Raw genomic sequence first — 22,090 nt, 5'->3', positions numbered from 1 at the left:
CCCCCGCCAGTCGGTACCGGCGGGCAGGGTGTCGAGGACCTCGCCGCGGATGCGGTTGCCGCTTTCCAGGGTGATTTCCCAGGGCAGGGGGACCAGCACCAGATCGTTGACGCGCAGTACCTGAAGCAGGGCGCGGTGCGGGAAGGTGTCCGCGGACATCAATAATTGCAGCTTGGACAGCGCCCACTGCTTTTCCGCCTGGCAGCCGTCGGTGAAGATGGTGCGTGGCCAGCCCTCCTGAAGAAACGGCAGGTAGGAGATCGGGAACACCTCGTCGCCGTTGGCGGCGCCCATGGTGGCGGCGCCCACCACCGCGCGCTGGCAGAGACCGTGGCGTTGTTCCTCGGGCAGCTCGAGCACGTCCATCAGGCGGCTGGCGGCGGCGGTGCGCAGGCGCGGTGCCAGATCGTCCTCCAGACGTTCGAACAACGCACCGGCCTGGTCGCCGAGCGCCTTACCGATACGGCGGGCTTCCAGATCGCCGCGGTGATCCGGATGCCAGGCCGGGTTGTTGTCGGCGTGGGTGGCCTGAAACGCGCCGTGCACGAACGGCCACGGCAGCTCGTCGCCGAAGCCGGCGCTCAGGCCTTGCCCCAGCCAGTGCCAGACATCCGCGTGATAGGGGCGCGTGAAGGCGGGGATGGCGGTGCCGTGGATGGAAAACAGGGTCAGGGCGCCGGCGGGGTAGAAGCGGCCGTCGTCGGCTTGCAGGTCGATGCGCAGCATGGTCATGCGCGGATTCACCGCGCGCAGGGCGTCGTCCTCGCCCATTTTTTCCGGATCCAGATTGTGATTACGCGCCCATGCCTGTACCGAGCGGTTACGGGTCAGCCCCCAGACATCGCGCTGGCCGGTGGCGATCCGCGCCGGGCGGCGGTTGCGGTAGGCGCGGATCACCGCCTCGCTGATGCGTTCGCTGAGAAAACCGAACAGCTCCGGATCGAAGCCGGCGGTGTTGGCGCCGAAGGTGTTGTAGAAATCGCTGCCCAGATATTGCCCGGGCCCCGAATGCGTGTGCGTGACCAGCAGGCTCAAGCCCCGCGCGGGCACGTCCGTGGCGGCGGCGATGCGTTCGGCCACGGCGTAATGCAGCGGCAGTGAGCCGGCGCCCAGATCAAGCTGCACCAGAGCCAGCGGCGTCTGCCCCGGGCCGTGCAGATAAAAGGCGCGTGCCTTGAGCCGGGTACGGAACCCGTCGGCGTTCTTCGCCCAGGCGGAATAGCCGAATTTGGGCAGGCCGATGGCGGGGGTGATGTCCACTTCGGCCACCCCGGCCAGAGGGCCGTCGTTCGCCGTCGGCGGCAGCGGTTCGGGGACCTGGAATGTCAACGTCTCACGAGGATAGGTAAGAAAGGGCCAGGCGGTGTGCACAAGCACGGCGGCCAGCACCCCGAGCAACAGCAAAAGAATAAGCGCGAGCCGCCGGCGACCGGATCGCCGGGGTTTGGATAACTGCATGTGAAGCCTCTTTTTTATTTTTGCACGAACGTACTTGTGGGGTGCATGTACGGCAAGGCTGATCGGGCCAAACCGGCGCCTGGATACATATCGGATACAAAATGATACGGCTTGTACAATTCGTGCAAAAGCATGGATAAGTTCACAACACTATTCCAACCGGACGTCACCGGAATTCTGTTTTTTTTACCTCCCTGGGATATTCCAATGGTTGCACTGTAATCCGTTGATACCCGAGGGGGGTAGAACATGAAAGCAACCGTGAGATTGTCGACTCTGGCGTTCGCCGCCGGGCTGGCTTTTCAGCCTGCTCTGGCGGAAGACCGTTATGAGGAGACATTGAACACTCGCCAATACGTGGGTGGTTTCGCCTCCTACGTGGATGTGGACGAGGATCGGCAGTTCGACGACGAAGGTCTGGGCTACAGCGCCTTCTACGGTCGTCAGTTGTCCGACCGCGTCTGGTGGGAAACCGAAGGCGGCTTCTACAAAGTGGATCCGAACCAGGCCGACTTCCAGGATTTCTACCAGTATCACCTGACCACCGGTCTCGCCTATGCCTTTGGTGATCGTACCGGCTTCACGCCCTATGTGATCGCCGCCGTCGGCGCGATTGACCAGGAAGTGCTGCCTGACGAAGACCAGGACACCAACCTGACCGTCAACGCCGGCATCGGTGCGGTGACCGGGCCGATCTTCGACAACGGCCTGAAGCTGCGCGGCGACGCCCGTTATGTGTATGACGACTTCGACGGCTCCGGCCCGGCCCGTGGTGACGGTGCGTTCGGTGATGTTCGCCTGTCTCTCGGTGTGGAGATCCCGCTCGGCTATACCAAGGTAGTAACCAAAGAAAAAACGGTGATCAAAACCCGTGAAGTGGCGGCCAAGCCGCAGCCGGTGATGGACTCCGACGGTGACGGCGTTCCCGATAACCGTGATCAGTGCCCGAACACGTTGGAAGGCGGGCGCGTGGATTCCAACGGCTGTCTGATCGTCAACCAGACCGTGACCTTGACCAACATCAACTTTGAGTTCGACTCCGCCAAGCTGACCCGTTCTTCAGAGTCTTCCCTGGACCGCATCGCCGACTCGCTGAAATCGCAGACCGACTTCCGTGTGGAAGTAGCCGGTCATACCGACAGCGTGGGCGCCGCGGAATACAACGAACAGCTTTCCCAGGAACGCGCCGAATCCGTTCGCCAGTACCTGCTTAACCGGGGTGTGGACCCGTCCCGTGTTACCGCCCGGGGCTATGGCGAGCTGAATCCGGTGGCCAGCAACGAAACCGAATCCGGCCGCGCGATGAACCGCCGCGTTGAATTCCGCGTTACCGAGAAATGAGGAATACGAACATGTTGCGAATCAAAAACCTATTAATGCTGGTCCTGCTCGCCGCTCTCGGCGTGGGGATCTACGGCTGCGAAGCCAACGACAGTGATGACACCGTTATCACTGAACCCAACAACCCCAACCCGAATAATCCTGACGATCAGGATAATGACGGTGTGCCCGATGACGAGGACAACTGCCCCGCGTTCGCCAACAACGATCAGCGCGATCAGGATAATGATGGCATCGGCGATGCCTGTGACGACGACATCGATGGCGACGGTGTGCCGAACGACTCTGATAACTGCCCGAGGGTGAGCAATCCCGACCAGGTCGATGCTGACCAGGACGGTATTGGCGACGCTTGCGACAATAACGTGGATCAGGATGGCGATGGCATTGAGGACAATAAGGACAACTGTCCGCTGGTCGCCAACCCTGACCAGAACGATATCGATAATGACGGTATCGGCGATGTCTGTGACGACGACCGCGATGGCGACGGTGAGTTTAACGACGAAGATAACTGCCCCTACGTGGCCAACGCGGACCAGCTCGACACTGATGAAGATGGTGTGGGCGACGCCTGTGAAGACGACACCGACGGTGACGGCGTGCTGGATCCGGACGACAACTGTGTGTTCGTACCCAACCCGGATCAGGAAGATCTGGACGGCGACAACGTAGGCGACCGCTGTGACGACGACGACGACGGTGACGGCACCAACGACGGTAACGACGAGTGTCCGACCGTGGCCGGCCCGCCGGAAAACCAGGGCTGCCCGGTAGACAATGACACCGACACCGACGGCGACGGCGTACCCGACGACCTGGACAACTGCCCGAACACCGCCAACGCGGACCAGCTCGACAGCGACGGCGACGGCATCGGCGACGTGTGCGACGACGACGGCTTCACCTGTAACGACACCAGCACCTATCAGCCGCTGACCACCCCGGACTATGAAGCCAGTGGCAACTCACTGGGCGTGTGCCTGGGCTGCGGCGTGAGCGAAGCGGATAGCCTGGTGGACGGTATCGACGCTTCCTTCGCGACCATTGAAGTGGGTGTAGCGGCGGTCTACGGCGGCGCTGAAATCCGTGCCACCGCGGTGGACGCGGCCAACGACTTCGCCGACATCAACCGCATCGGCATGGTGATCTCCGATCCGGCCTCCGCGCTGCTCAACCTGAGCCTGCTCGGCGACTTCCTGACCCTGCGTTTCTACAACGACGGCGAGGAAGTGGACCGCGCCACCGTGGGCGGCGGTCTGCTCGGTCTGGAACTGCTGGGCCTGAGTCTGGACAGTGACGAGCGCTTCCTGTCCGCCGAGGTGGATACCAACGAGCTGACCTTCGACGAAGTCCAGCTGGACTACGCCGGTCTGCTCAACGTCAACGGCTCTCTGCGCGTGCATCGCGTCTGCGCCGGCAACGATCCGGAGGACGCACCCTGAGTCTCCTTTGATATCAGGCATATCCTGGGGGCGCATTCGCGCCCCCTTTTTTTGCCCGGCACCCGGCCGGCGTTTTCCTCCGTTCGCCTTCACGTGATTCCGTTCGCAGTCTGTCAGCCTTTTGGGTTAGATTGGGGACGCTGGAGGGAACGAATCTATGACATCCATTTTTCGCTGGCCGCGTCACGCGCAGTGGTTGTTAGTGCTTCTGCCACTGGTTTTTTTGCTCGGCGGCTGTGATTCCGGGGGCGCGAATTACACCGAAACCGGGGACCTGGAATCGCTGCGCGAACGCGGCCAACTGCGTTTGCTGGCGCCGCGCTTCGATGAAGAGCAGGCGCTGGTCCGCGAGGGCGTGCCGCTGCAGGAATTCCGCGAGCAGGCTGAGATCCTGGCGCAATCCCTGGGGCTGACGCCGCGTTGGGTGTACGCGGACAGCACCGATAACCTCGATGACATGCTCAACGAGGGCCTCGCCGATCTGATCGTCACCAATTACACGGTCACCGAGTCCCGCCAGGAGAAAGTGGATTTCTGTACCCCGGTGGCGGTGATACGTGAGTATCTGGTGCTGCCCAAGGACCGCCAGGGCGACAGCGTTGAGGATCTGGGCGAGGTGCGTATCGCCGCGCCCGAAGGCACCGCCTATCAGGAGACCGCCGAAGCGCTGGCGGAACGCCACGACACCGTCAGCGTGGAAGCCGTGGAGGCGGCCCTTTCCGATGTGGAGCTGCTGGAGGGCGTCGCTTCGGGCCTGTACCAGGCGGCGATCGTCGACAGCAACGCCCTGGACGGCCTGTTGCGTACCTTCGACCAGGTGCGCAAGGGGCCGGTGGTCAACCCGCGCCGGCGTATCGCCTGGGCGGTGCGCAGCGACAACCCGGAGCTGCGCGCGGCGGTCAATGAATTTCTGGTCAGCCACCGCGTGCGCACCTCGGTGCGCAGCGAAGAGCGCCGCGATTGGGCGGCGATCAACAAGGACGGCGTGTTGCGGGTGATCACCTCCAACAACCCGGCCAGCTACTTTCTGTGGCGCGGCGAGCTGATGGGCTTCGACTACGATCTGATTCGCCACTTCGCCCGGCAGCATGACCTGCGCGTGCGCATGGTGGTGCGCGACAGCGCTTCGCAAATGTTCGACGCCTTGCAGACCGGTGCCGGCGATGTGATCGCCGGGGCCATGACCATTACCGAGCGGCGTAAAGCCGAGGGCTGGCGCTTTTCCAACCGCTACCTGGAGGTGCACGAGCAGATTATCGGCGATGCCGATGACGAGCCGTTCGAATCGGTCCAGGAACTGGCCGGGCGCACCGTGGTGGTGGCGCCGGACAGCGCTTTCATGGACACCCTGGAAGAACTGCGCGAGCAGGGCATCGACGTGCGCATCGAGCCCCGTGAAGGGGCCACCACGGAGATGCTGATACAAGACGTGGTGGACGGCGAGATTGATCTCACCGTGGCGGACAGCCACGTAGCCGCCCTGGAAAGCACCTACCGGGAAGACCTGCGCCCCCTCTGGACCCTGGAGGGCAGCCGCGACATCGCCTGGGTGCTGCGCGATGATCAGGACCAGTTGGTGGAGAAACTCAACGCCTACATCAACCGCAATTACCGGGGCCTGTTCTACAACGTCACCTTCAACCGCTACTTCAAGGAATCGAAAACCATCCGTATCCATGAGGAATACCGGGTGGAAGCGGGCAAGGAAATTTCACCCTACGACGACCTGGCCAAGGAATACGCGCTGCAGTACGGCTTCGACTGGCGCTTGCTGGTGTCGCAGATGTACCAGGAGAGCAAGTTCAATCCGGACGCGGTGTCGTTCGCCGGCGCCCAGGGCCTGATGCAGGTGATGCCGCGCACAGCCCGCCAGTTCGGCTTCGACAACCCCCACGATCCGGAGCAGGGCGTGGCCGCCGGGTCGGCCTATCTGGAGTGGCTGGAGGAGCGTTTCCCGCAGCGCCTGGGCATGGCGGAGAAAATCTATTTCGGCCTGGCGGCCTACAACGCCGGGCACGGCCATGTGGAAGATGCCCGCCGGTTGGCCCAGCGGCTGGGCAAGAACCCGGATCTTTGGTTCGGGCACGTGGAAGAGGCGATGCTGCTGCTGTCACAGCCGCGCTACGCCCGCCAGGCCCGCTTCGGCTACGTGCGCGGCAGCGAGCCGGTGAAGTACGTGCGTGAAATCCGTAACCGTTACCTCGGTTACGTGCAGTTCACCGAAGAGCACAATATTTCCGCCGAGCCCTGAGGCGCCGCCGGTCAGATCCGGCGGTTGAGCCATTCGAGCAGCGTCTGGCGGACCTCCGGGGCGCAGAAATCATTGAGGATTTCGTGGCGCCCGCGCGGGCAGTCCATCCGCTCCACGGGCAAGCGCCGGCGGCTCAGCGCCTGCTGCAGCCGGTCCATGCCCTTGCCGCCGCCGCTCATTGGATCCTGGCGGCCGCCCAGCAGCAGAATCGGCAGCCGCGCCGGCAGGCGGCTCAGGCCCTTGGAGGACTGCACATCGGCGAGCCCCGAGAGCAGCGTCAGCCAGGTGGCGGTGGTGCATTGAAAGCCGCATTTGGGGTCGTCGATATAGGCTTTGACCTGGGCCGGGTCGGCGCTCAGCCAGTCGAAATCGGTGCGGGCGTCGGGCACGCTGCGCGCCCAGGCTTCAAAGGTGAGCTTGTGCACCAGCGGGCTCTGGCCGCGGGCGCCGTGCCGTCGGCGCTGCCATTTCAGCAGCGCCGCCATCAGCCGGTAATACAGCGGCGGGTGATAGTCACTGCCGCACAGCACCAGGCCGTCCAGCTTGTCGCCGTGGGCCTGGGCGCCGGCCAGCGCGATAAAGGAGCCCATGCTGTGCCCGCCCAGCACCAGGGCGCCGGGTTCCCGCTCGCGGATGCCGTCGATCACCCGGCCCAGATCGTCCATCACCAGGCGCCAGCCGTCCTGGTCGGCGAAGTGGCCGGGCGGGTCGGCGGCGTCCATGCTGGCGCCGTGGCCGCGATGGTCGGGGCAGTAAAGGTTCCAGCCGTGCTCGGCCAGGGTTTCGCCCAGGGCCTGGTAGCGGGCGCCGTGCTCGGCCATGCCGTGCAGCCAGATCAACGACCCCACCGGGTCGGCGGCGCGCCACTCATGGACGGCGATGGTGTGACCGTCGCCGGCGCCGATAACAAAACATTCCGAAGTCATTAATGCGGTCCCCTCAAACAGGTCATGAACATGCGTCATGCGTGTGCGAGCGTCAAGATGGCCGTGTATCATCATTGGCCGCGTATTCAGGCCCACAGGAGAGCGTGTGATTCATTATCAGGTCCGTCCGTTGCGTCCGCAGGCGCATCTGTTCCAGGTCACTCTCACCATCGACCGGCCGACGCCGGAAGGGCAGGGGCTGACCCTGCCCGCCTGGATCCCCGGCAGCTACATGATCCGTGATTTCGCCCGCCATATCGTGTCGCTGGAAGCGTCGGCGGCCGGCGACCCCTTGGACGTGGCCAAGCTGGATAAGCAGACCTGGCAGCTGGCACCGGCCAGCGGGCCGGTCACGGTGTGCTATCAGGTGTACGCCTGGGACCTGTCGGTGCGCGGCGCCCACCTGGACACCACCCACGGCTATTTCAACGGCAGCTGCCTGTTTCTCGCCGCCATGGGGTTCGAGGACCAGCCCTGTGAGGTGGACATCGAAGCCCCGGACGGCGCCGCCTACGCCACCTGGAAACTGGCCACCGGGCTCGACCGGGTCAGTGGCCCGGAGCTGGGTTTCGGCCGCTTCCGCGCCGACAACTACGACGCCCTGATCGATCATCCGGTGGAGATGGGTCATTTTGATCACGCCCGCTTCGAAGCCTGCGGCGTGCCCCACGACGTGGTGCTCAGCGGCCGTCACCGGGCCGACATGGCGCGGCTGTGCCGCGACCTGAAGCCGATCTGCGAGCACCACATCAAGCTGTTCGGCGAACCGGCGCCGATGGACCGCTACCTGTTTATGACCCTGGTCACCGACGGCTACGGCGGGCTGGAGCACCGCAACTCCACCAGCCTGATGAGCCCGCGCACCGACCTGCCGCTGCTCACCGACGGCGCCGACCAGGTGCGCGACGGCTACCGCAGCTACCTCGGGTTGTGCAGCCACGAGTACTTCCACACCTGGAACGTGAAGCGCATCAAGCCAGAGGCGTTCACGCCCTTCGACCTGAGCCGGGAAGTGCACACCGAACTGCTGTGGGCCTTCGAGGGCATCACCAGCTACTACGACGATCTGTCCCTGGCGCGCACCGGGCTGATTACACCGGAAAGCTATCTGGAACTGCTCGGCCAGACCCTGACCCGGGTCTACCGGGGCCGGGGCCGTTTCAAGCAGACCGTCACCGAGTCCAGCTTCGACGCCTGGACGCGCTTCTATAAGCAGGATGAAAACGCCCCCAACGCCATCGTCAGCTACTACGCCAAGGGTTCCCTGGTGGCGCTGGCGTTGGATCTCACCCTGCGTGAACGGACCAACGACGCGCGCAGCCTGGACGACCTGATGCGGCTGCTGTGGCAGCGCCACGGGCAGACCGGCGTCGGCGTGCCGGAGCAGGGCGTGCAGGCCCTGGCCGAGGAGGTCGCCGGCGGCGACCTCAGCGACTTCTTCAACCAGGCGCTCTACCGCACCGAGGACCTGCCGCTGGAGGCGCTGCTCGCCGAACGCGGCGTCACGGTGAACTGGCGCCCGGCGGACGGCCACAGCGACAACGGCGGCAAGCCCGGCAAAAGCCGGGCGCCGGTGCATCTGGGCGCGCGCTTCGCCTCGGACCCCCAGGGCGCTCGCCTGCAGGTGGCCTACGAGCAGGGTGCCGCCATGGAGGCCGGGCTCGCCGCCGGCGACGTGGTGGTGGCGGTGGACGGCCTGAAAGCCAGCGCCGGCAATCTGGACACGCTGCTGGCCGGCTACCAGGAGGGCGAGCGTGTCGACGTGCACGCCTTCCGCCGCGATGAACTGATGCGCTTCACCGTAACGCTGGCGGCCTCGGAAGCGGACACCGCCTATCTGACCCTGGCCGGTGACGGTTTGAGCGCCAAAGGCCGGGCCTGGTTGCTGGGTACTGAAAGCAAGGTATGACGAACCCGCAACTGGATGAACTGTATCGGCGGCTGGAAACTGTTCGGGCCGCCGACCGGCGGCGGCTGAAAAAGCGGCTCGACGGTCTGGCGCGCAAGTTCAACGCCAACGCGCTGCCCAAGGTGAGCGCCGCCATCGACGCCTCGGTGGCGGCCCGCGCCCGGCGTGCCGGCCTGGCGGCGGCGCCGCTGCGCTGGCCGGACCTGCCGGTGGTGCACCACCGCGAGGAACTGGCCGCCGCCATCGAGAAGCACCAGGTGGTGGTGGTGGCCGGCGAAACCGGCTCCGGCAAGACCACCCAGCTGCCCAAGATCTGTTTGTCCCTGGGGCGCGGCGTGGACGGCTATATCGGCCACACCCAGCCGCGCCGTCTGGCCGCCCGCTCGGTTACCGCGCGTATCGCCGAGGAGCTGAACAGCCAGGTCGGCGGCCTGGTGGGCTACAAGGTCCGCTTCAGTGAGCAGGTCGGCGACGACACCCTGGTCAAGCTGATGACCGACGGCATGCTGCTCAGCGAAATCCAGCAGGACCGTTACCTCCATCAGTACGACACCCTGATCATCGACGAGGCCCACGAGCGCAGCCTGAACATCGATTTTCTGCTCGGCTATCTGAAGCAGCTTTTGCCGCGCCGTCCGGACCTGAAAGTCATCATCACCTCGGCGACCATCGACCATGAACGCTTCGCGGCCCATTTCAACGGCGCGCCGGTGTTCGAGGTGTCCGGGCGCACCTTCCCGGTGGACATCCACTACCGGCCGCCGGCGGAAGAGCGCGAGCTGGGCCTGCAGGTGGAGGAGGTGCTGCGCGAAATCGATCAGCAGGAGCGCCGCGACGGGCCGCCAACCGCCCGTGATGTGCTGGTGTTCCTGAGCGGCGAGCGCGACATCCGCGACGTGCATCATCATTTGAAACGCTGCGATTTCCGCGATACCGAATTGCTGCCGCTGTACGCCCGCCTCAGTGCCGCGGAGCAGCAGCGGGTGTTTTCCAGCCACCGTGGGCGGCGCGTGGTGTTGAGCACCAACGTGGCGGAAACCTCGCTGACGGTGCCGGGCATCCGCTATGTGATCGACGCCGGTACCGCCCGCATCAGCCGCTACAGCGTGCACTCCAAGGTGCAGCGTTTGCCGGTGGAGCCGATCGCCCGCGCCAGCGCCGACCAGCGCGCCGGGCGCAGCGGCCGCATCATGCCCGGCGTCGCCTATCGGCTCTACGACGAAGACGACTTCAATAACCGGCCGGCGTTCACCGATCCGGAAATCCAGCGCACCAATCTGGGCGCGGTGATTCTGCGCATGGCCGACCTGAAGCTGGGCGCGGTGGAGGACTTCCCCTTTATCGAACCGCCGGACGGTCGCCTGATACGGGACGGCTATCGCCTGCTGGAAGAGCTCGGCGCGCTCGACAAGCAGCGCCGGGTCACCACGCTCGGCCGTCAATTGGCGCGTTTCCCGTTGGATCCCACCCTGGCGCGCATGGTGGTGGCCGGCGCCGAGAAAAAAGTGCTGCGCGAAGTGCTGGTGATCGTCGCCGCCCTGGCGGTGCAGGACCCGCGCGAACGGCCCCGCGATAAACAACAGCAGGCCGACCAGGCCCATCAGCCTTTCGAGAACAAGGAATCGGATTTTCTGTTTTTCTGGAATCTCTGGCAGTGGGCCGAGCAGCAGCGCGGCGACCTGGGTCGCAACCCCTATGAAAAGCAGCTGAAAAAGCATTTTCTGGCGCCGTCGCGGATGCGCGAATGGCGGGACACCCACCGGCAATTACTGTTGCTGGCCCGGGAAGAAGGCTGGTCGCTCAATGACGAAGCGGCGGACTACGAAAGCCTGCACCGGGCGCTGCTCACCGGGTTGCTGGGTAATGTCATGACCCGCAACGAAGACGGTGAGTGGCTTTCCACCCGCAACCGCAAGCCGCTGCTTTGGCCGGGCTCGTCGCTCAGTAAAGGCGGCGACAAGAAAGCGAAGCTGCGTTGGCTGGTGGCCGCCGAGCAGGTGGAGACCAGCCGCCTGTTCGCGCGCTGCGTGGCGCGGATTGAACCGCAATGGGTGGAGGCGGAAGCGGCGCACCTGATCAAGCGTCAGTATTTCGAGCCGCACTGGTCACAAAAACGCGGCTGTGTGATGGCCAAGGAACAGATCAATCTGTTCGGGCTGATCCTCGCTTCCGGGCGGCGCATGCACTACGGCCCGCTGGAGCCGGAGCTGGCCCGCGAGCTGATGATCCGTGAGGGCCTGGTGGCCGGCGAGCTGACCCGTGAACCGGAATTCGTCGCCGCCAACCGCGAGCGGCTGCAGCGCCTCGAAGAGATGGAACACAAGTTGCGCCGGCGCGACATCCTGGTGGACGAGGAGACCCGGTTTCTGTTCTACGACCAGCGCCTGCCGTCCGGGCTGTACACCCTGGCGCATCTGGAAACCTGGTACAAAAAGCAGGCCGACGAGCATGAGCGCCAGGCGCTGTTCATGGACGACGAATTTCTGCTGTCCCACAGCCCGGACCTGCAGGGTGGCGCCTTTCCCGATGAGCTGGAATGGGACGGTATGCGGTTGCCGCTGGAATACAGCTTCGACCCCACCGGCGACCGCGACGGCGTCACGGTGATCGTGCCCGCCGGCGCGCTGCAGCAGTTGCACGCGGAACGGCTCGCCTGGCTGGTGCCGGGTCTGTTGCGCGAGAAGCTGGAAGCGCTGATTCGTGGTCTTCCCAAGGCCCGCCGCCGTCATTTCGTGCCGGTGCCCGACTATGTGGCGGCGCTGCAGGAATCGCTGAGCCCGGACCAGCCGCTGCTGCCTGCCATGACCCGCGAGCTGCAGCGCATGACCGGCGTGCGCGTGGAGCAGGAAGAGTGGCGTGAGGACCAGCTGCCCGGGCACCTGCGGATGAACGTGCGGGTCACCGACGGGCAGGGCAAGGTGCTCGCCGAGGACCGTGATCTGGCGCGCCTGCAGCAGCGCTTCGAGGCCCTGGCCGGGGAGCGCGAGGCGTCACCGGCCCGCGAGGAAGTGGTGAGCGGGCGCACCTGGGTGTTCGGTACGTTACCGGCGTGCCAGGAGAGCGAGCAGGGCGGGGTGGTGTTCCGCCGCTACCCGGCGCTGCGCGACCGTGGCGAGGACGTGGCGCTGGAACATCACGCCGACGCCGACGACGCGCACTGGTGGCACGGTATCGGCTGTGCCCGGCTGATGCTGCTGGCACTCAACGAGCAGGTGCGCGGGCTGAAACGGTTCGCCGGCCAGCAACCCGGCTTTCAGAAACTGAAAGCGGAGAAATCGGCCATGGCGCGCGGCGCCCTGGATCAGGCGTTGCTGCGGGCCACGGTGTCCCATTTCCATCTGCACGACCAGCCGCTGCGCGACGAGGCCGCCTTCCGTGAGCGGTTGGACCAGGGGCGCGGCGAGTTCGTGCCGGCGGTGGAGCAGGCTCTTCGCACCTGGGGCGAGTTGTTCGCCGCCTACCGCCGCGTGATGCAACGCCTGGAAAAGAATTTCCCGCTCGCCTGGGCGCACGCCCACCGCGATCTGAAACAGCAGCTCGCCGATCTGTTCAGTGATGATTTCCTGCTCACCGTGCCCAAGGAATGGCTGGATCAATACCCGCGCTACCTGGCGGCGGTGGAGCAGCGTCTTGAAAAGCTGGGCGGGCAGATCGGCCGGGACCGGGCGGTGGTCGCCGAGCTGGAGGAGTTCCGCGAGCGCTATCACCGGCGCGCCAAGGACACGCCGCCGTGGCGGCAGAGCGAGGCGCTGCGTCTGTACCGCTGGATGACGGAGGAATACCGCGTCAGCCTGTTCGCGCAGCCGCTGGGGACCCGGGTGCCGGTCTCCGCCAAGCGCCTCAACCGCCAGTGGGAGGCCTGCTGAAACCGGCCTGAGCCGGCGTCAAGAGCCGACGAGACGGCGAAATACCATTCCGGCTTTGCGCCGGCCCGGTCATATCCGGATAATTGACCCATTTATGGAACCCGCCCCGAGGTTCCCGACTGTCGCGGCGCTCCCCGGAGTGCCCTTTTTGCGCGAGGACAGGCTTGTGACCCATTCCGTCGTTATCAGCGGTACCGGACTCTGGACCCCCGAACAATCCATCACCAATGAAGAGTTGGTGGCCTCCTTCAACGAATACGTGGCCCGCCACAACGAACGCCATGCCGACGCCATCGAAGCGGGCGAGATGGAGCCGCTGACCGGTTCCAACTCCGCGTTTATCGAGAAAGCCTCCGGCATCAAGCAGCGTTACGTGCTGGACAAGGAAGGCATTCTCGACCCGGACCGGCTGGCGCCGAATATTCCCGAGCGAAGCGACGACGAACTGTCGGTGCAGGCGGAGATCGCCGTGCTGGCCGCCCGCCGGGCGCTCGACAACGCCGGCCTTAAGCCGGACGACCTGGACGCGGTGCTGGTGGCCTGTTCCAACATGCAGCGCGCCTATCCGGCCATGGCGGTGGAAGTGCAGCAGGCGCTGGGCATGGAGCACGGCTGGGGCTACGACATGAACGTGGCCTGTTCCAGCGCCACCTTCGGCATCCAGACCGGCGTCGACGCCATTCGCAACGGTTCCGCGCGCCGCGTGCTGATGGTCAATCCGGAAATCTGTTCCGGGCACCTGGCCTGGGAAGACCGGGACTGCCACTTCATTTTCGGTGACGTGAGCACCGCGGTGATCCTGGAGCGGGCCGAGGACGCCACCAGTGACAATCAGTGGGAGGTGCTGGGCACCCGCCTGCAGACCCGTTTCTCCAACAACATCCGCAATAACTTCGGCTTCCTCAACCGCGCCGACCCCTCCGGTGTGGGCAGCCGCGACAAGCTGTTCCGTCAGGAAGGCCGCAAGGTGTTCAAGGAAGTGTGCCCGATGGTGGCGGAGCAGATCACCGGCCATCTGGCCGATTTGTCCGTGCCGGTGGAAGACGTGCGCCGCATGTGGCTGCACCAGGCCAACCTGAACATGAACGAATTCATCGCCCGCCGGGTGCTGGGCCGCGACCCCAGCCGCGACGAGGCGCCGGTGATCCTGGATGATTACGCCAACACCAGCTCCGCCGGTTCGATCATCGCTTTCCACAAGCACAACAGTGATTTGCCGGCGGGCACCAAAGGGGTGATCTGCTCCTTCGGCGCCGGCTATTCGATCGGCAGCGTGATCGTGAACCGGGTGCGCTGAGCGCGCCGCTTTCACGCCAGCGTCACGGCGGCCGCGGGGTAAAGTCCGCGGCCGTTTTTGTTTGTTTTGCGGCCTACACGTAACGTTTACTTGATTCGTGCATCCATATAGTGTCGAAGCCACGGAAAGGACGCTTTTCTGTCGGTTTCACATACAGAATTACACGATCCATATTGGAGAACGATCATGGCTAAACTGAGCAAAATGAATCCCCTGGCCGCCACCCTCGGCGCCGCCTTCGTGGCTTCCGCAATGTCCATTCCGGCGCACGCGGCCGAGAATCCGTTCGGTGCCACCGATCTGCAAAGCGGTTACCAACTGGCCGGTGACCACGCCAAGGACGGAGAAGGCAAGTGTGGTGAAGGCAAGTGCGGCGACAAGAAAGGCGAAGGCAGCTGCGGCGGCGACAAAAAGAGTGAAGGCAGCTGCGGTGGCGCCGCCTGAACCCAGGAGTCGTAATCTATGACGACTTTCCCCGTGACCGGTACCGGTCTGGGGTTGCGGCGGGCCCTGATGGGCCCGCTGTCCCAACCGGGCACCATACCGGTGGATTTTCTCGAAGTGGCGCCGGAGAACTGGATTCCCATGGGCGGCAAGCTGGCCCGTGAGTTTCGTGGTTTCACCGAGCGGTACCCCTTTGTCAGCCACGGTCTCAGCCTGTCCCTGGGCGGACCGGAACCTCTTGATTTCGAATTGCTGGGGAACATCAAACAGTTTCTCGGCGAGCACCGGATCCGCTGCTACACGGAGCACCTCAGCTACTGCAGCGATCACGGCCATCTTTACGACTTGATGCCGATCCCGTTCACCGAGGAAGCGGTGCACTATGTGGCGGACCGCATCCGCCGGGTGCAGGACTTTCTCGGCCAGCGCATCGGTATTGAACACGTCAGCTATTACGCCACGCCGGAGGTGACCGAAAGCCGCCCGCTGGGCGAGCTGGAATTCGTCAACGCGGTACTGGAAGAGGCGGATTGCGGCCTGTTGCTGGACGTGAACAACGCCTACGTCAACGGTATCAACCACGGCTACGACGCCGCCGACTTTATTCGCGGCCTGCCCGGCGAGCGTATTTTCTATGTGCACATCGCCGGCCATTTCGACGAAGCCGAGGACCTCAAGGTGGACACCCACGGCAGCGAAGTGATCGACCCGGTGTGGCGGTTGCTGGACGTCGCCTACGACCAGTTCGGCGTGTTGCCCACGCTGTTGGAGCGGGACTTCAATTTCCCGCCGGTGGAGGAACTAAACCGCGAGCTGGATCGCATCGGCGAGGCCCAGCAGCGCCGCGCCGCGATCAGCCGGAGGGCCTGATGAGCGAGCCGGAATTCCAGCGCCTGCAGCGTTCGTTCGCGGCGCACCTGCGCAATCCGCAACGCCATCCGGCGCCGTCCGGCATCGAAGAGCGGCGTCTGGCGGTCTACCGCCAGTTGTTCTTCAACAATCTCAACGGGTTTCTGGAAAAGGGCTTTCCGGTTCTGCGCAGCCTCTACGACGACGCCGGCTGGCGGCGTCTGGTGCGCGGCTTCTTTGATCAGCACGCCTGCACGTCGCCGTACTTTCTGGAAATTCCGGAAGAGTTCGTTACCTTTCTTGCCGAGACCTATCAACCGGGGGAGGGCGATCCGCCTTTTCTCGCCGAGCTGGCGCACTACGAGTGGATTGAGCTGGTGCTGGACACCGCCACCGACACGGTGCCGGAGCAGGGTGTGCAGCCCGGCGGTGATCTGCTGCGGGGGGTGCCCTATCTGAACCCGCTGCATTGCGTGCTCAACTACCGTTGGCCGGTGCATCAAATCGGCCCGGAGCACCGCCCGGAGACGCCGCCGGAGCAGCCGGTGTGGCTGCTGGTGTACCGCAATGCGGAGGACCGGGTGGCGTTCATGGAAATCAACGCGGTCACCGCGCGGCTGCTGGCATTGATGCAGGAGCAGCCGCTCAGCAGCGGCGAACAACTGCTGCAAACGCTGGGCGATGAAATGGGTTTCCAGGACCGCGTCGCGCTGTTGAGCTTCGGCGCGGATCTGCTGCAGCGGCTTCGCGACCGCGAACTGATTCTGGGCGCCCGCCTGCAACCCACTCCGGCCTGAGAGCGGCAAGGTTGCTCTTTGCATGGCAGGCACCGCTATAATGCGCGGGCCATCACTGATTAGGGAGCTACTGTGCGCATATGGATTGCGGCGCTTGTCTCGGCGCCATTGATTGCCTTATCCCAACCGGTATTCGCCCAGCCGGTACCGGAAACCGCCGGCGAGACCCGCGAAGCCGCGATCCAGTCCGGCGACGACTGGGGCAGCGCCTCGACGCCGTTCGACCAGGCCGGCGGCGCCGGTCGCTTCGCCGAGATGGATCCCTGGCAGGGTTTCAACCGCAAGATTTTCGGCTTTAACGAATTCGTCGACCGCTACGCGCTGAAGCCGGCCGCCAAGGGCTATCGCTGGGTGACACCGGAGTGGCTCGATAACACCGTGACCCGTTTCTTCAGCAATCTGGGCGATATCGGTGACGGCCTCAACTATATTTTCCAGTGGCGCTGGGGCGAGGCCGGCAACAGCCTGGGGCGTTTCGGCATCAATACCACTCTGGGGGTGGCCGGCCTGTTCGACGTGGCCAGCGACGTGGACCTGCGCAACACCGACACCAGCCTGGACGTGACCCTGGGCCGCTGGGGCGTGCCCCGCGGGCCCTATCTGGTGGTGCCGATTCTGGGGCCGTCGTCGGTGCGTGACGCCACCACCATCTATCCAAGCAGCTATTTGTGGCCGGTGAGCTATCTGGAGGACGATCTGGCGCGCTACTCGCTGGCGGCTTTGTACGGCGTCGATCTGCGGGCCGATCTGCTGGACCTGGAGCGCAATATCGTCGGCGACCGCTATACCTTCATCCGTAACGCCTATCTGCAGCGCCGTCTGATGCAGGAAGGCAAGGACGAAGAGCCGGCCCTGCCCGACGAAGACCCGGAGCTGGAAAGCGACGACGGCTGGTAAAGCGCGGGGTAGCCGGGCGCGGGCCCGGCGCTATTCTCCCAGGGCGGCCAGTTTGGCGCGGATAAAGTCGCCGTGGGACACGTACAACAGCTCCGACACCCGCCGGATCAGCTGCTCTTCGTGGCTGTCGGCGTCGCCGTCGGCGGCGGCGATCGTCCACATATCGTAAATCAGCTGTACCCGCGTTTCCGGATCCCAGCGTTGCCGCAGAGGGATGGTGAACTCGAACAGGTCGGTGGCGTTTTCCAGTCTTTGATCCAGCTCGGCGACGATTTCCTCCATCTCTTCCGCTTCCAGATGCCAGCGCTCGCGCACCGCCTTGACCAGCAGGCGCTGCTCGCGCTGATCCACTTCGCCGTCGGTGCGCGCCACTTCCATGAGCAGCGCGGCGGCGGCGCGGTGCAGGTCGTGGTCGCTTTCTTCGCGGGTCTGGGCGGGTGAGTCGGATTCAAACAAACGGGCAAGCCATTTCACGCTGCGATGTCCTCCGCGGTCAGTAATGATTCCAGGGCGCGTTGATCGGCGGCGAAACGGCGAATGCCGTCACTGAGCAGATCGCAGGCCATGGGGTTGTCATTCAATGACCAGCGGAAACGGGCTTCGTTCAGTGCCCGGGCGGGAAGCGCGCCGTCCGGCTCCGCCGGGGCCACCGTGTCCGGGTCCAGGCAGCGCGACAGGGCGCCGTCGTCTTCGGCCAGCTCGCCGAGCAACGCCGGGCTGATGGTGAGCCGGTCGCAGCCGGCCAGCGCCTCGATCTGAGCGGCGTTGCGGAAGCTGGCGCCCATCACGATGGTGTCCAGCCCGCGCCCCTTGAGCAGATGGAAAATCTCGCGCACCGACTGCACGCCCGGATCCTGATTGATATCGGTGATTTCCAGCCCGCGTTTGACGTGCCAGTCCTGAATCCGGCCCACGAACGGCGAGATCAGCGTGGCGCCGGCTTCGGCGGCGGCCAGCGCCTGCTCGGCACTGAACACCAGGGTGAGGTTGCAGCGCACGCCTTCTTCCTCAAGGATGCGCGCCGCCTGGATGCCCTCCCAGGTGGCCGCGGCCTTGATCAAAACGCGTTCCGCCGGCACCTCCAGTTCCCGGTACAGCGCCATCAGGCGGCGCGCCTTGGCGACCGTGGCGGCGGTGTCGAACGACAGCCGCGCGTCCACCTCGGTGGACACCAGGCCCGGGATATGGCTCAGCACCGCCTGGCCGGCCACGCAGGCGAAGGCGTCGGTGCACCAGGTCAGGTCGCCTTCGTGGCCCAGTTCCCGGGCCAGCTCGCGGGCCTGGTCGAGCAGGTGCCGGTAGCGTTCGTCCCGTGCGGCGGCCAGCAGCAGGGACGGGTTGGTGGTGGCATCGTGGGGCCGCAGCTCAGCGATGCGTTCCAGATCGCCGGTGTCGGCGACCACGGTGGTCCATTGTTCGAGTTGTTGGCGTTTGCTGATCATGGCTGACCTCCCTGTGTAGTGGCCCCAGCATAGCCAACCGTGTGCCGGGTCAAAAGGGCCAGGGCCTCTTGGTAGACCTCCGGCGTGGCGTCGTTCTTGTGCGCGTGCTGGCTCAGGTGCCGGCGGTAGGCGCGGGCGCCCGGCATCGCCTGGAACAGATTGAGCGCGTGGCGCAGCACATGCTTTGGGTGCACGCCGTCGGCGTAGCGCCGCTCCAGATAGGGAATGAACGCCTCGGCCACCGCCAGCCGGTCCGGCGGCGGGGTGTTCTCGCCGAACACCTGGCGGTCCACGTCGGCCAGAAACCAGGGGTTCATGTAGGCTTCCCGGCCCACCATCAGGCCGTCCACCTGGCCCAGATGGGCGAGCATGCCGGGCACGTCGCGCAGCCCGCCGTTGAGGATGATCTCCATGTGCGGGAAGGCTTGTTTGACGGCGTAGGCGCGCTCGTAGATCAGCGGCGGGATATCCCGGTTTTCCTTCGGCGACAGGCCGTCCAGGATCGCCTTGCGGGCGTGAATGGTCAGGCTGCGGCAGCCGGCCTCATCCATATGGCGGACGAAGCGCTGCAGGAACGGGAAGTCGTCCTGATCGTCGATGCCGATGCGGGTTTTCACCGTCACCGGCACGTCCGTGACGTTCGCCATCGCTTCCACGCAGCGCGCCACCAGCTCCGGTTCCGCCATCAGCACCGCGCCGATCTTGCCCTGCTGCACCCGGTCCGAGGGACAGCCCACGTTGAGGTTGATCTCGTCGTAGCCGTAGTCCGCGCAGATGCGCGCCGCTTCCGCCAGCTGTTCCGGGTCGCTGCCGCCCAGCTGTACCGCCAGCGGGTGCTCGGCGGCGTCGAAACCGAGCAGCCGGTCCCGGTCGCCGTGGATCACCGCCGGCGCCACCACCATTTCGGTGTAGAGCAGCGTGCGGCGGGTAATTAACCGGGCCAGATAACGAAAGTCGCGCGTTGTATACGCCATCATGGGCGCGATGGAAAAGCGCCGGCTGAGCGGGGCAGGGCCGGGGATCGGGGTGTTGAGTGAGGACATGGCGTTATTATCGCACGGCCGCCGCCGCCACGGGAAACCCCCGTTCATGCAAATCCGGGCAAAGGTATATTCCTGTAAAAGCGCCTTGTGAAAGTGGCGTCGTTTGGCTTTGATGACGGTGCGATAACGCAAAACAGGGAGAAAATTATGCTGAGCTGGAGCCTTTTATTTCTTGTCATCGCGATCATTGCCGCGGTTCTGGGGTTTAGTGGTATTGCCGGCACCGCCGCGGGCATTGCCAAGATTCTGTTCGTTGTATTCCTGGTGATCTGGATCATCAGTCTGATTGCCGGACGGCGCTGACCGGAAAGCATGACCTCGCCGTTATGCTGATAACAGGGGCGCATTAGCCTATAATGCGTCCCTTTATTCCGGCCACGGAGTCAGCATGACCGTTCGTACCCGAGTGGCACCTTCGCCCACCGGCGACCCCCATGTGGGGACCGCTTATATCGCGCTTTTCAATCGTTGTTTTGCCCGCCAGCACGGCGGCCAGTTCATTCTCCGTATCGAAGACACCGATCAGACCCGCTCCAGTGATGCCTCGGAGCAGGCGATCCTGGAATCGCTGCGCTGGCTGGGCCTGGACTGGGACGAGGGCCCGGACGTGGGCGGCCCCCATGCGCCTTACCGGCAAAGCGAGCGGGCCGGTGATTACCGGCGCTATGCGGAGCGTCTGATCGCCGACGGCCATGCCTTCAAATGTTTCCGCAGCGCCGAAGAGCTGGACCAGCTGCGCGCCGACCTGAAAGAGCGGGGCGAAAACCGGGCCCTGAAGCCGGGCGATCTGGAACTGCCCGCCGACGAGCAGCAACGCCGCGAGGACGCCGGCGACCCCTATGTGATCCGCATGCGGGTGCCGGAGTCCGGCCGCTGTGAAATCGACGACATGCTGCGCGGCACCGTGGAGCTGGACTGGTCCCTGGTGGACGCGCAGATCCTGCTCAAGTCCGACGGCATGCCCACCTACCACCTGGCCAATGTGGTGGACGATCACCTGATGGAAATCACCCATGTGATCCGCGGTGAGGAATGGCTGAATTCGGCCCCCAAGCACAAGCTGCTGTACCAGTATTTCGGCTGGGACATGCCGGTGCTGTGCCACATGCCGCTGCTGCGCAACCCGGACAAGTCCAAGCTCAGCAAGCGCAAGAACCCGGTGAGCATCAACTTCTACCGCCGCATGGGCTATCTGCCGGAAGCGGTGGTCAACTACCTGGGCCGCATGGGCTGGTCGATGCCCGACGAGCGTGAGCGTTTCACCCTGGAAGACATGCAGGCGGCGTTCGATATCCAGCGCGTGTCCCTGGGTGGTCCGGTGTTCGACGTGGAAAAGCTGAGCTGGCTCAACGGCCAGTGGCTGCATGACTTGTCCGACGAGCAGTTCCTCGACCAGTTGCGCGACTGGGCCTTCAACCGCGATTACGCCATGCGCGTGCTGCCCCATGTGAAGCAGCGCGTGGAAACCTTCGGCGAGGTGGTGGACAAGGCGGGCTTCTGTTTCTCCGGCATGGTGGCCGTGGAGGAAGCCGACTTCCAGCACCCCAAGCACGACGCGGAGGCAATGAAAGTCTGGCTGCAGTTCTACCTGTGGAGCTGTGAGGCGCGCCGGGACTGGCAGCGCGACGGCCTGTTCGCGGACGCCAAACAGCTGGCCGACGCCCTGGAGATCAAGATCAAGGATTTCCTGTTTCCGGTGTTCGTGGCGATCGCCGGCACCAGCGCCAGTTTTTCCGTGGTCGACAGTATGGAACTGCTGGGCCCGGACATCAGCCGCGCCCGTCTGCGTCATGCCATTGACGTGCTCGGCGGCGTTTCCAAGAAGCAAACCAAGAAGCTGGAGAAGGAGTGGGCGGCCATTGTTCCGGCGAATTGAACAAGGCTTGTACAAACGGACTTCCAACTGTCAAAAACCCGGGGTGGATGCTTGACAGGGTAAGGCCGCTGCGTAAAATACGCGGCTCCACACAGGGCGCAGCCCGGTGGGACAGCTTTTGGGGCCATAGCTCAGCTGGGAGAGCGCTACAATGGCATTGTAGAGGTCGGCGGTTCGATCCCGCCTGGCTCCACCAAACACGTCCCCTTCGTCTAGTGGCCTAGGACACCGCCCTTTCACGGCGGTAAC

At 64.7% G+C, this 22,090-nt stretch carries 17 protein-coding genes and 1 tRNA gene; 13 read left to right on the top strand and 5 right to left on the bottom strand.

What is annotated here, in order from left to right; all coding sequences use genetic code 11:
* Nucleotides 1–1,458 (bottom strand): neutral/alkaline non-lysosomal ceramidase N-terminal domain-containing protein (locus ISO4_RS15085; RefSeq protein ID WP_194856743.1); only part of this gene is annotated, 1,458 nt, incomplete at its 3' end.
* A 249-nt stretch (nucleotides 1,459–1,707) separates the two neighbouring features.
* Here ISO4_RS15085 and ISO4_RS15080 point away from each other — a divergent pair.
* The 3 genes from ISO4_RS15080 to ISO4_RS15070 all read left to right on the top strand — a co-directional run bounded on the left by ISO4_RS15080 (nucleotide 1,708) and on the right by ISO4_RS15070 (nucleotide 6,495).
* Entirely contained in the window at nucleotides 1,708–2,799 is a 1,092-nt protein-coding gene (locus ISO4_RS15080) for an OmpA family protein (protein WP_142949338.1), read from the top strand.
* Between the two features lie 11 nt (nucleotides 2,800–2,810).
* Nucleotides 2,811–4,244: a thrombospondin type 3 repeat-containing protein gene (locus tag ISO4_RS15075; protein WP_194856742.1), complete on the top strand. Its 1,434-nt coding sequence runs from the start codon at nucleotides 2,811–2,813 to the stop codon at nucleotides 4,242–4,244.
* A 157-nt stretch (nucleotides 4,245–4,401) separates the two neighbouring features.
* Nucleotides 4,402–6,495 carry a transporter substrate-binding domain-containing protein gene (locus ISO4_RS15070; RefSeq protein ID WP_194856741.1) on the top strand — a complete coding sequence of 698 codons (2,094 nt, stop codon included), beginning with the start codon at nucleotides 4,402–4,404 and terminating at the stop codon, nucleotides 6,493–6,495.
* Nucleotides 6,496–6,506: 11 nt separating this feature from the next.
* Here ISO4_RS15070 and ISO4_RS15065 read toward each other — a convergent pair whose 3' ends face one another.
* Nucleotides 6,507–7,421, bottom strand: a complete 915-nt coding sequence (locus tag ISO4_RS15065; protein WP_194856740.1) for an alpha/beta fold hydrolase — start codon at nucleotides 7,419–7,421, stop codon at nucleotides 6,507–6,509.
* 106 nt (nucleotides 7,422–7,527) lie between these two features.
* On the opposite strand from ISO4_RS15065, the gene ISO4_RS15060 reads away from it, so the two are divergent.
* The 7 genes from ISO4_RS15060 to ISO4_RS15030 all read left to right on the top strand — a co-directional run bounded on the left by ISO4_RS15060 (nucleotide 7,528) and on the right by ISO4_RS15030 (nucleotide 17,480).
* Nucleotides 7,528–9,330 carry a M61 family metallopeptidase gene (locus ISO4_RS15060; RefSeq protein WP_194856739.1) on the top strand — a complete coding sequence of 601 codons (1,803 nt, stop codon included), beginning with the start codon at nucleotides 7,528–7,530 and terminating at the stop codon, nucleotides 9,328–9,330.
* A complete protein-coding gene (gene hrpA, locus ISO4_RS15055; RefSeq protein ID WP_194856738.1) occupies nucleotides 9,327–13,196 on the top strand; it encodes an ATP-dependent RNA helicase HrpA in 3,870 nt (1,289 codons plus the stop codon). The genes ISO4_RS15060 and hrpA overlap by 4 nt, the downstream gene beginning before the upstream one ends.
* A 166-nt stretch (nucleotides 13,197–13,362) precedes the next feature.
* Complete coding sequence (locus ISO4_RS15050; protein WP_221929767.1) at nucleotides 13,363–14,493, top strand: beta-ketoacyl-ACP synthase III; 1,131 nt, start codon at nucleotides 13,363–13,365, stop codon at nucleotides 14,491–14,493.
* A gap of 186 nt (nucleotides 14,494–14,679) precedes the next feature.
* Complete coding sequence (locus tag ISO4_RS15045) at nucleotides 14,680–14,937, top strand: HvfA family oxazolone/thioamide-modified RiPP metallophore (RefSeq protein ID WP_142949331.1); 258 nt, start codon at nucleotides 14,680–14,682, stop codon at nucleotides 14,935–14,937.
* Nucleotides 14,938–14,955: 18 nt separating this feature from the next.
* Entirely contained in the window at nucleotides 14,956–15,807 is an 852-nt protein-coding gene (locus tag ISO4_RS15040) for an HvfB family MNIO-type RiPP peptide maturase (RefSeq protein WP_142949330.1), read from the top strand.
* Complete coding sequence (locus ISO4_RS15035; protein ID WP_142949329.1) at nucleotides 15,807–16,583, top strand: HvfC family RiPP maturation protein; 777 nt, start codon at nucleotides 15,807–15,809, stop codon at nucleotides 16,581–16,583. Before ISO4_RS15040 ends, ISO4_RS15035 begins: the two co-directional genes overlap by 1 nt.
* A gap of 72 nt (nucleotides 16,584–16,655) precedes the next feature.
* Nucleotides 16,656–17,480: an MlaA family lipoprotein gene (locus ISO4_RS15030; RefSeq protein ID WP_255442558.1), complete on the top strand. Its 825-nt coding sequence runs from the start codon at nucleotides 16,656–16,658 to the stop codon at nucleotides 17,478–17,480.
* A 30-nt stretch (nucleotides 17,481–17,510) separates the two neighbouring features.
* Here ISO4_RS15030 and ISO4_RS15025 read toward each other — a convergent pair whose 3' ends face one another.
* The 3 genes from ISO4_RS15025 to dusA are packed head-to-tail and all read right to left on the bottom strand — an operon-like array spanning nucleotide 17,511 to nucleotide 19,965.
* On the bottom strand, nucleotides 17,511–17,954 hold the full coding sequence (locus tag ISO4_RS15025) for a tellurite resistance TerB family protein (protein ID WP_142949328.1): 444 nt from the start codon (nucleotides 17,952–17,954) through the stop codon (nucleotides 17,511–17,513).
* Nucleotides 17,951–18,922, bottom strand: a complete 972-nt coding sequence (locus ISO4_RS15020) for a transaldolase family protein (protein WP_142949327.1) — start codon at nucleotides 18,920–18,922, stop codon at nucleotides 17,951–17,953. The genes ISO4_RS15025 and ISO4_RS15020 overlap by 4 nt, the downstream gene beginning before the upstream one ends.
* Nucleotides 18,919–19,965 (bottom strand): tRNA dihydrouridine(20/20a) synthase DusA, encoded by a 1,047-nt coding sequence (dusA, locus tag ISO4_RS15015; RefSeq protein WP_142949326.1) that lies wholly within the window; start codon nucleotides 19,963–19,965, stop codon nucleotides 18,919–18,921. Before dusA ends, ISO4_RS15020 begins: the two co-directional genes overlap by 4 nt.
* 147 nt (nucleotides 19,966–20,112) lie before the next feature.
* Here dusA and ISO4_RS15010 point away from each other — a divergent pair, with 147 nt between their 5' ends.
* The 3 genes from ISO4_RS15010 (at nucleotide 20,113) to ISO4_RS15000 (ending at nucleotide 22,037) form a co-directional block, all read left to right on the top strand.
* Nucleotides 20,113–20,268, top strand: coding sequence for a DUF1328 domain-containing protein (locus ISO4_RS15010; RefSeq protein WP_067607129.1), 156 nt, complete (start codon nucleotides 20,113–20,115; stop codon nucleotides 20,266–20,268).
* An 85-nt stretch (nucleotides 20,269–20,353) separates the two neighbouring features.
* Nucleotides 20,354–21,841 (top strand): glutamate--tRNA ligase, encoded by a 1,488-nt coding sequence (gltX, locus tag ISO4_RS15005; RefSeq protein ID WP_142949325.1) that lies wholly within the window; start codon nucleotides 20,354–20,356, stop codon nucleotides 21,839–21,841.
* A 120-nt stretch (nucleotides 21,842–21,961) separates the two neighbouring features.
* A tRNA-Ala gene (locus ISO4_RS15000) sits at nucleotides 21,962–22,037 on the top strand.
* The last annotated feature ends 53 nt before the right edge of the window (nucleotides 22,038–22,090 follow it).

The organism is Alloalcanivorax venustensis ISO4 (genome assembly GCF_015356855.1).
In the GTDB taxonomy this organism is placed as follows: Bacteria; Pseudomonadota; Gammaproteobacteria; order Pseudomonadales; family Alcanivoracaceae; genus Alloalcanivorax; species Alloalcanivorax venustensis.
Note: the sequence above shows the minus strand (reverse complement) of the source record. Positions and strands in the feature narration are given on the sequence as shown.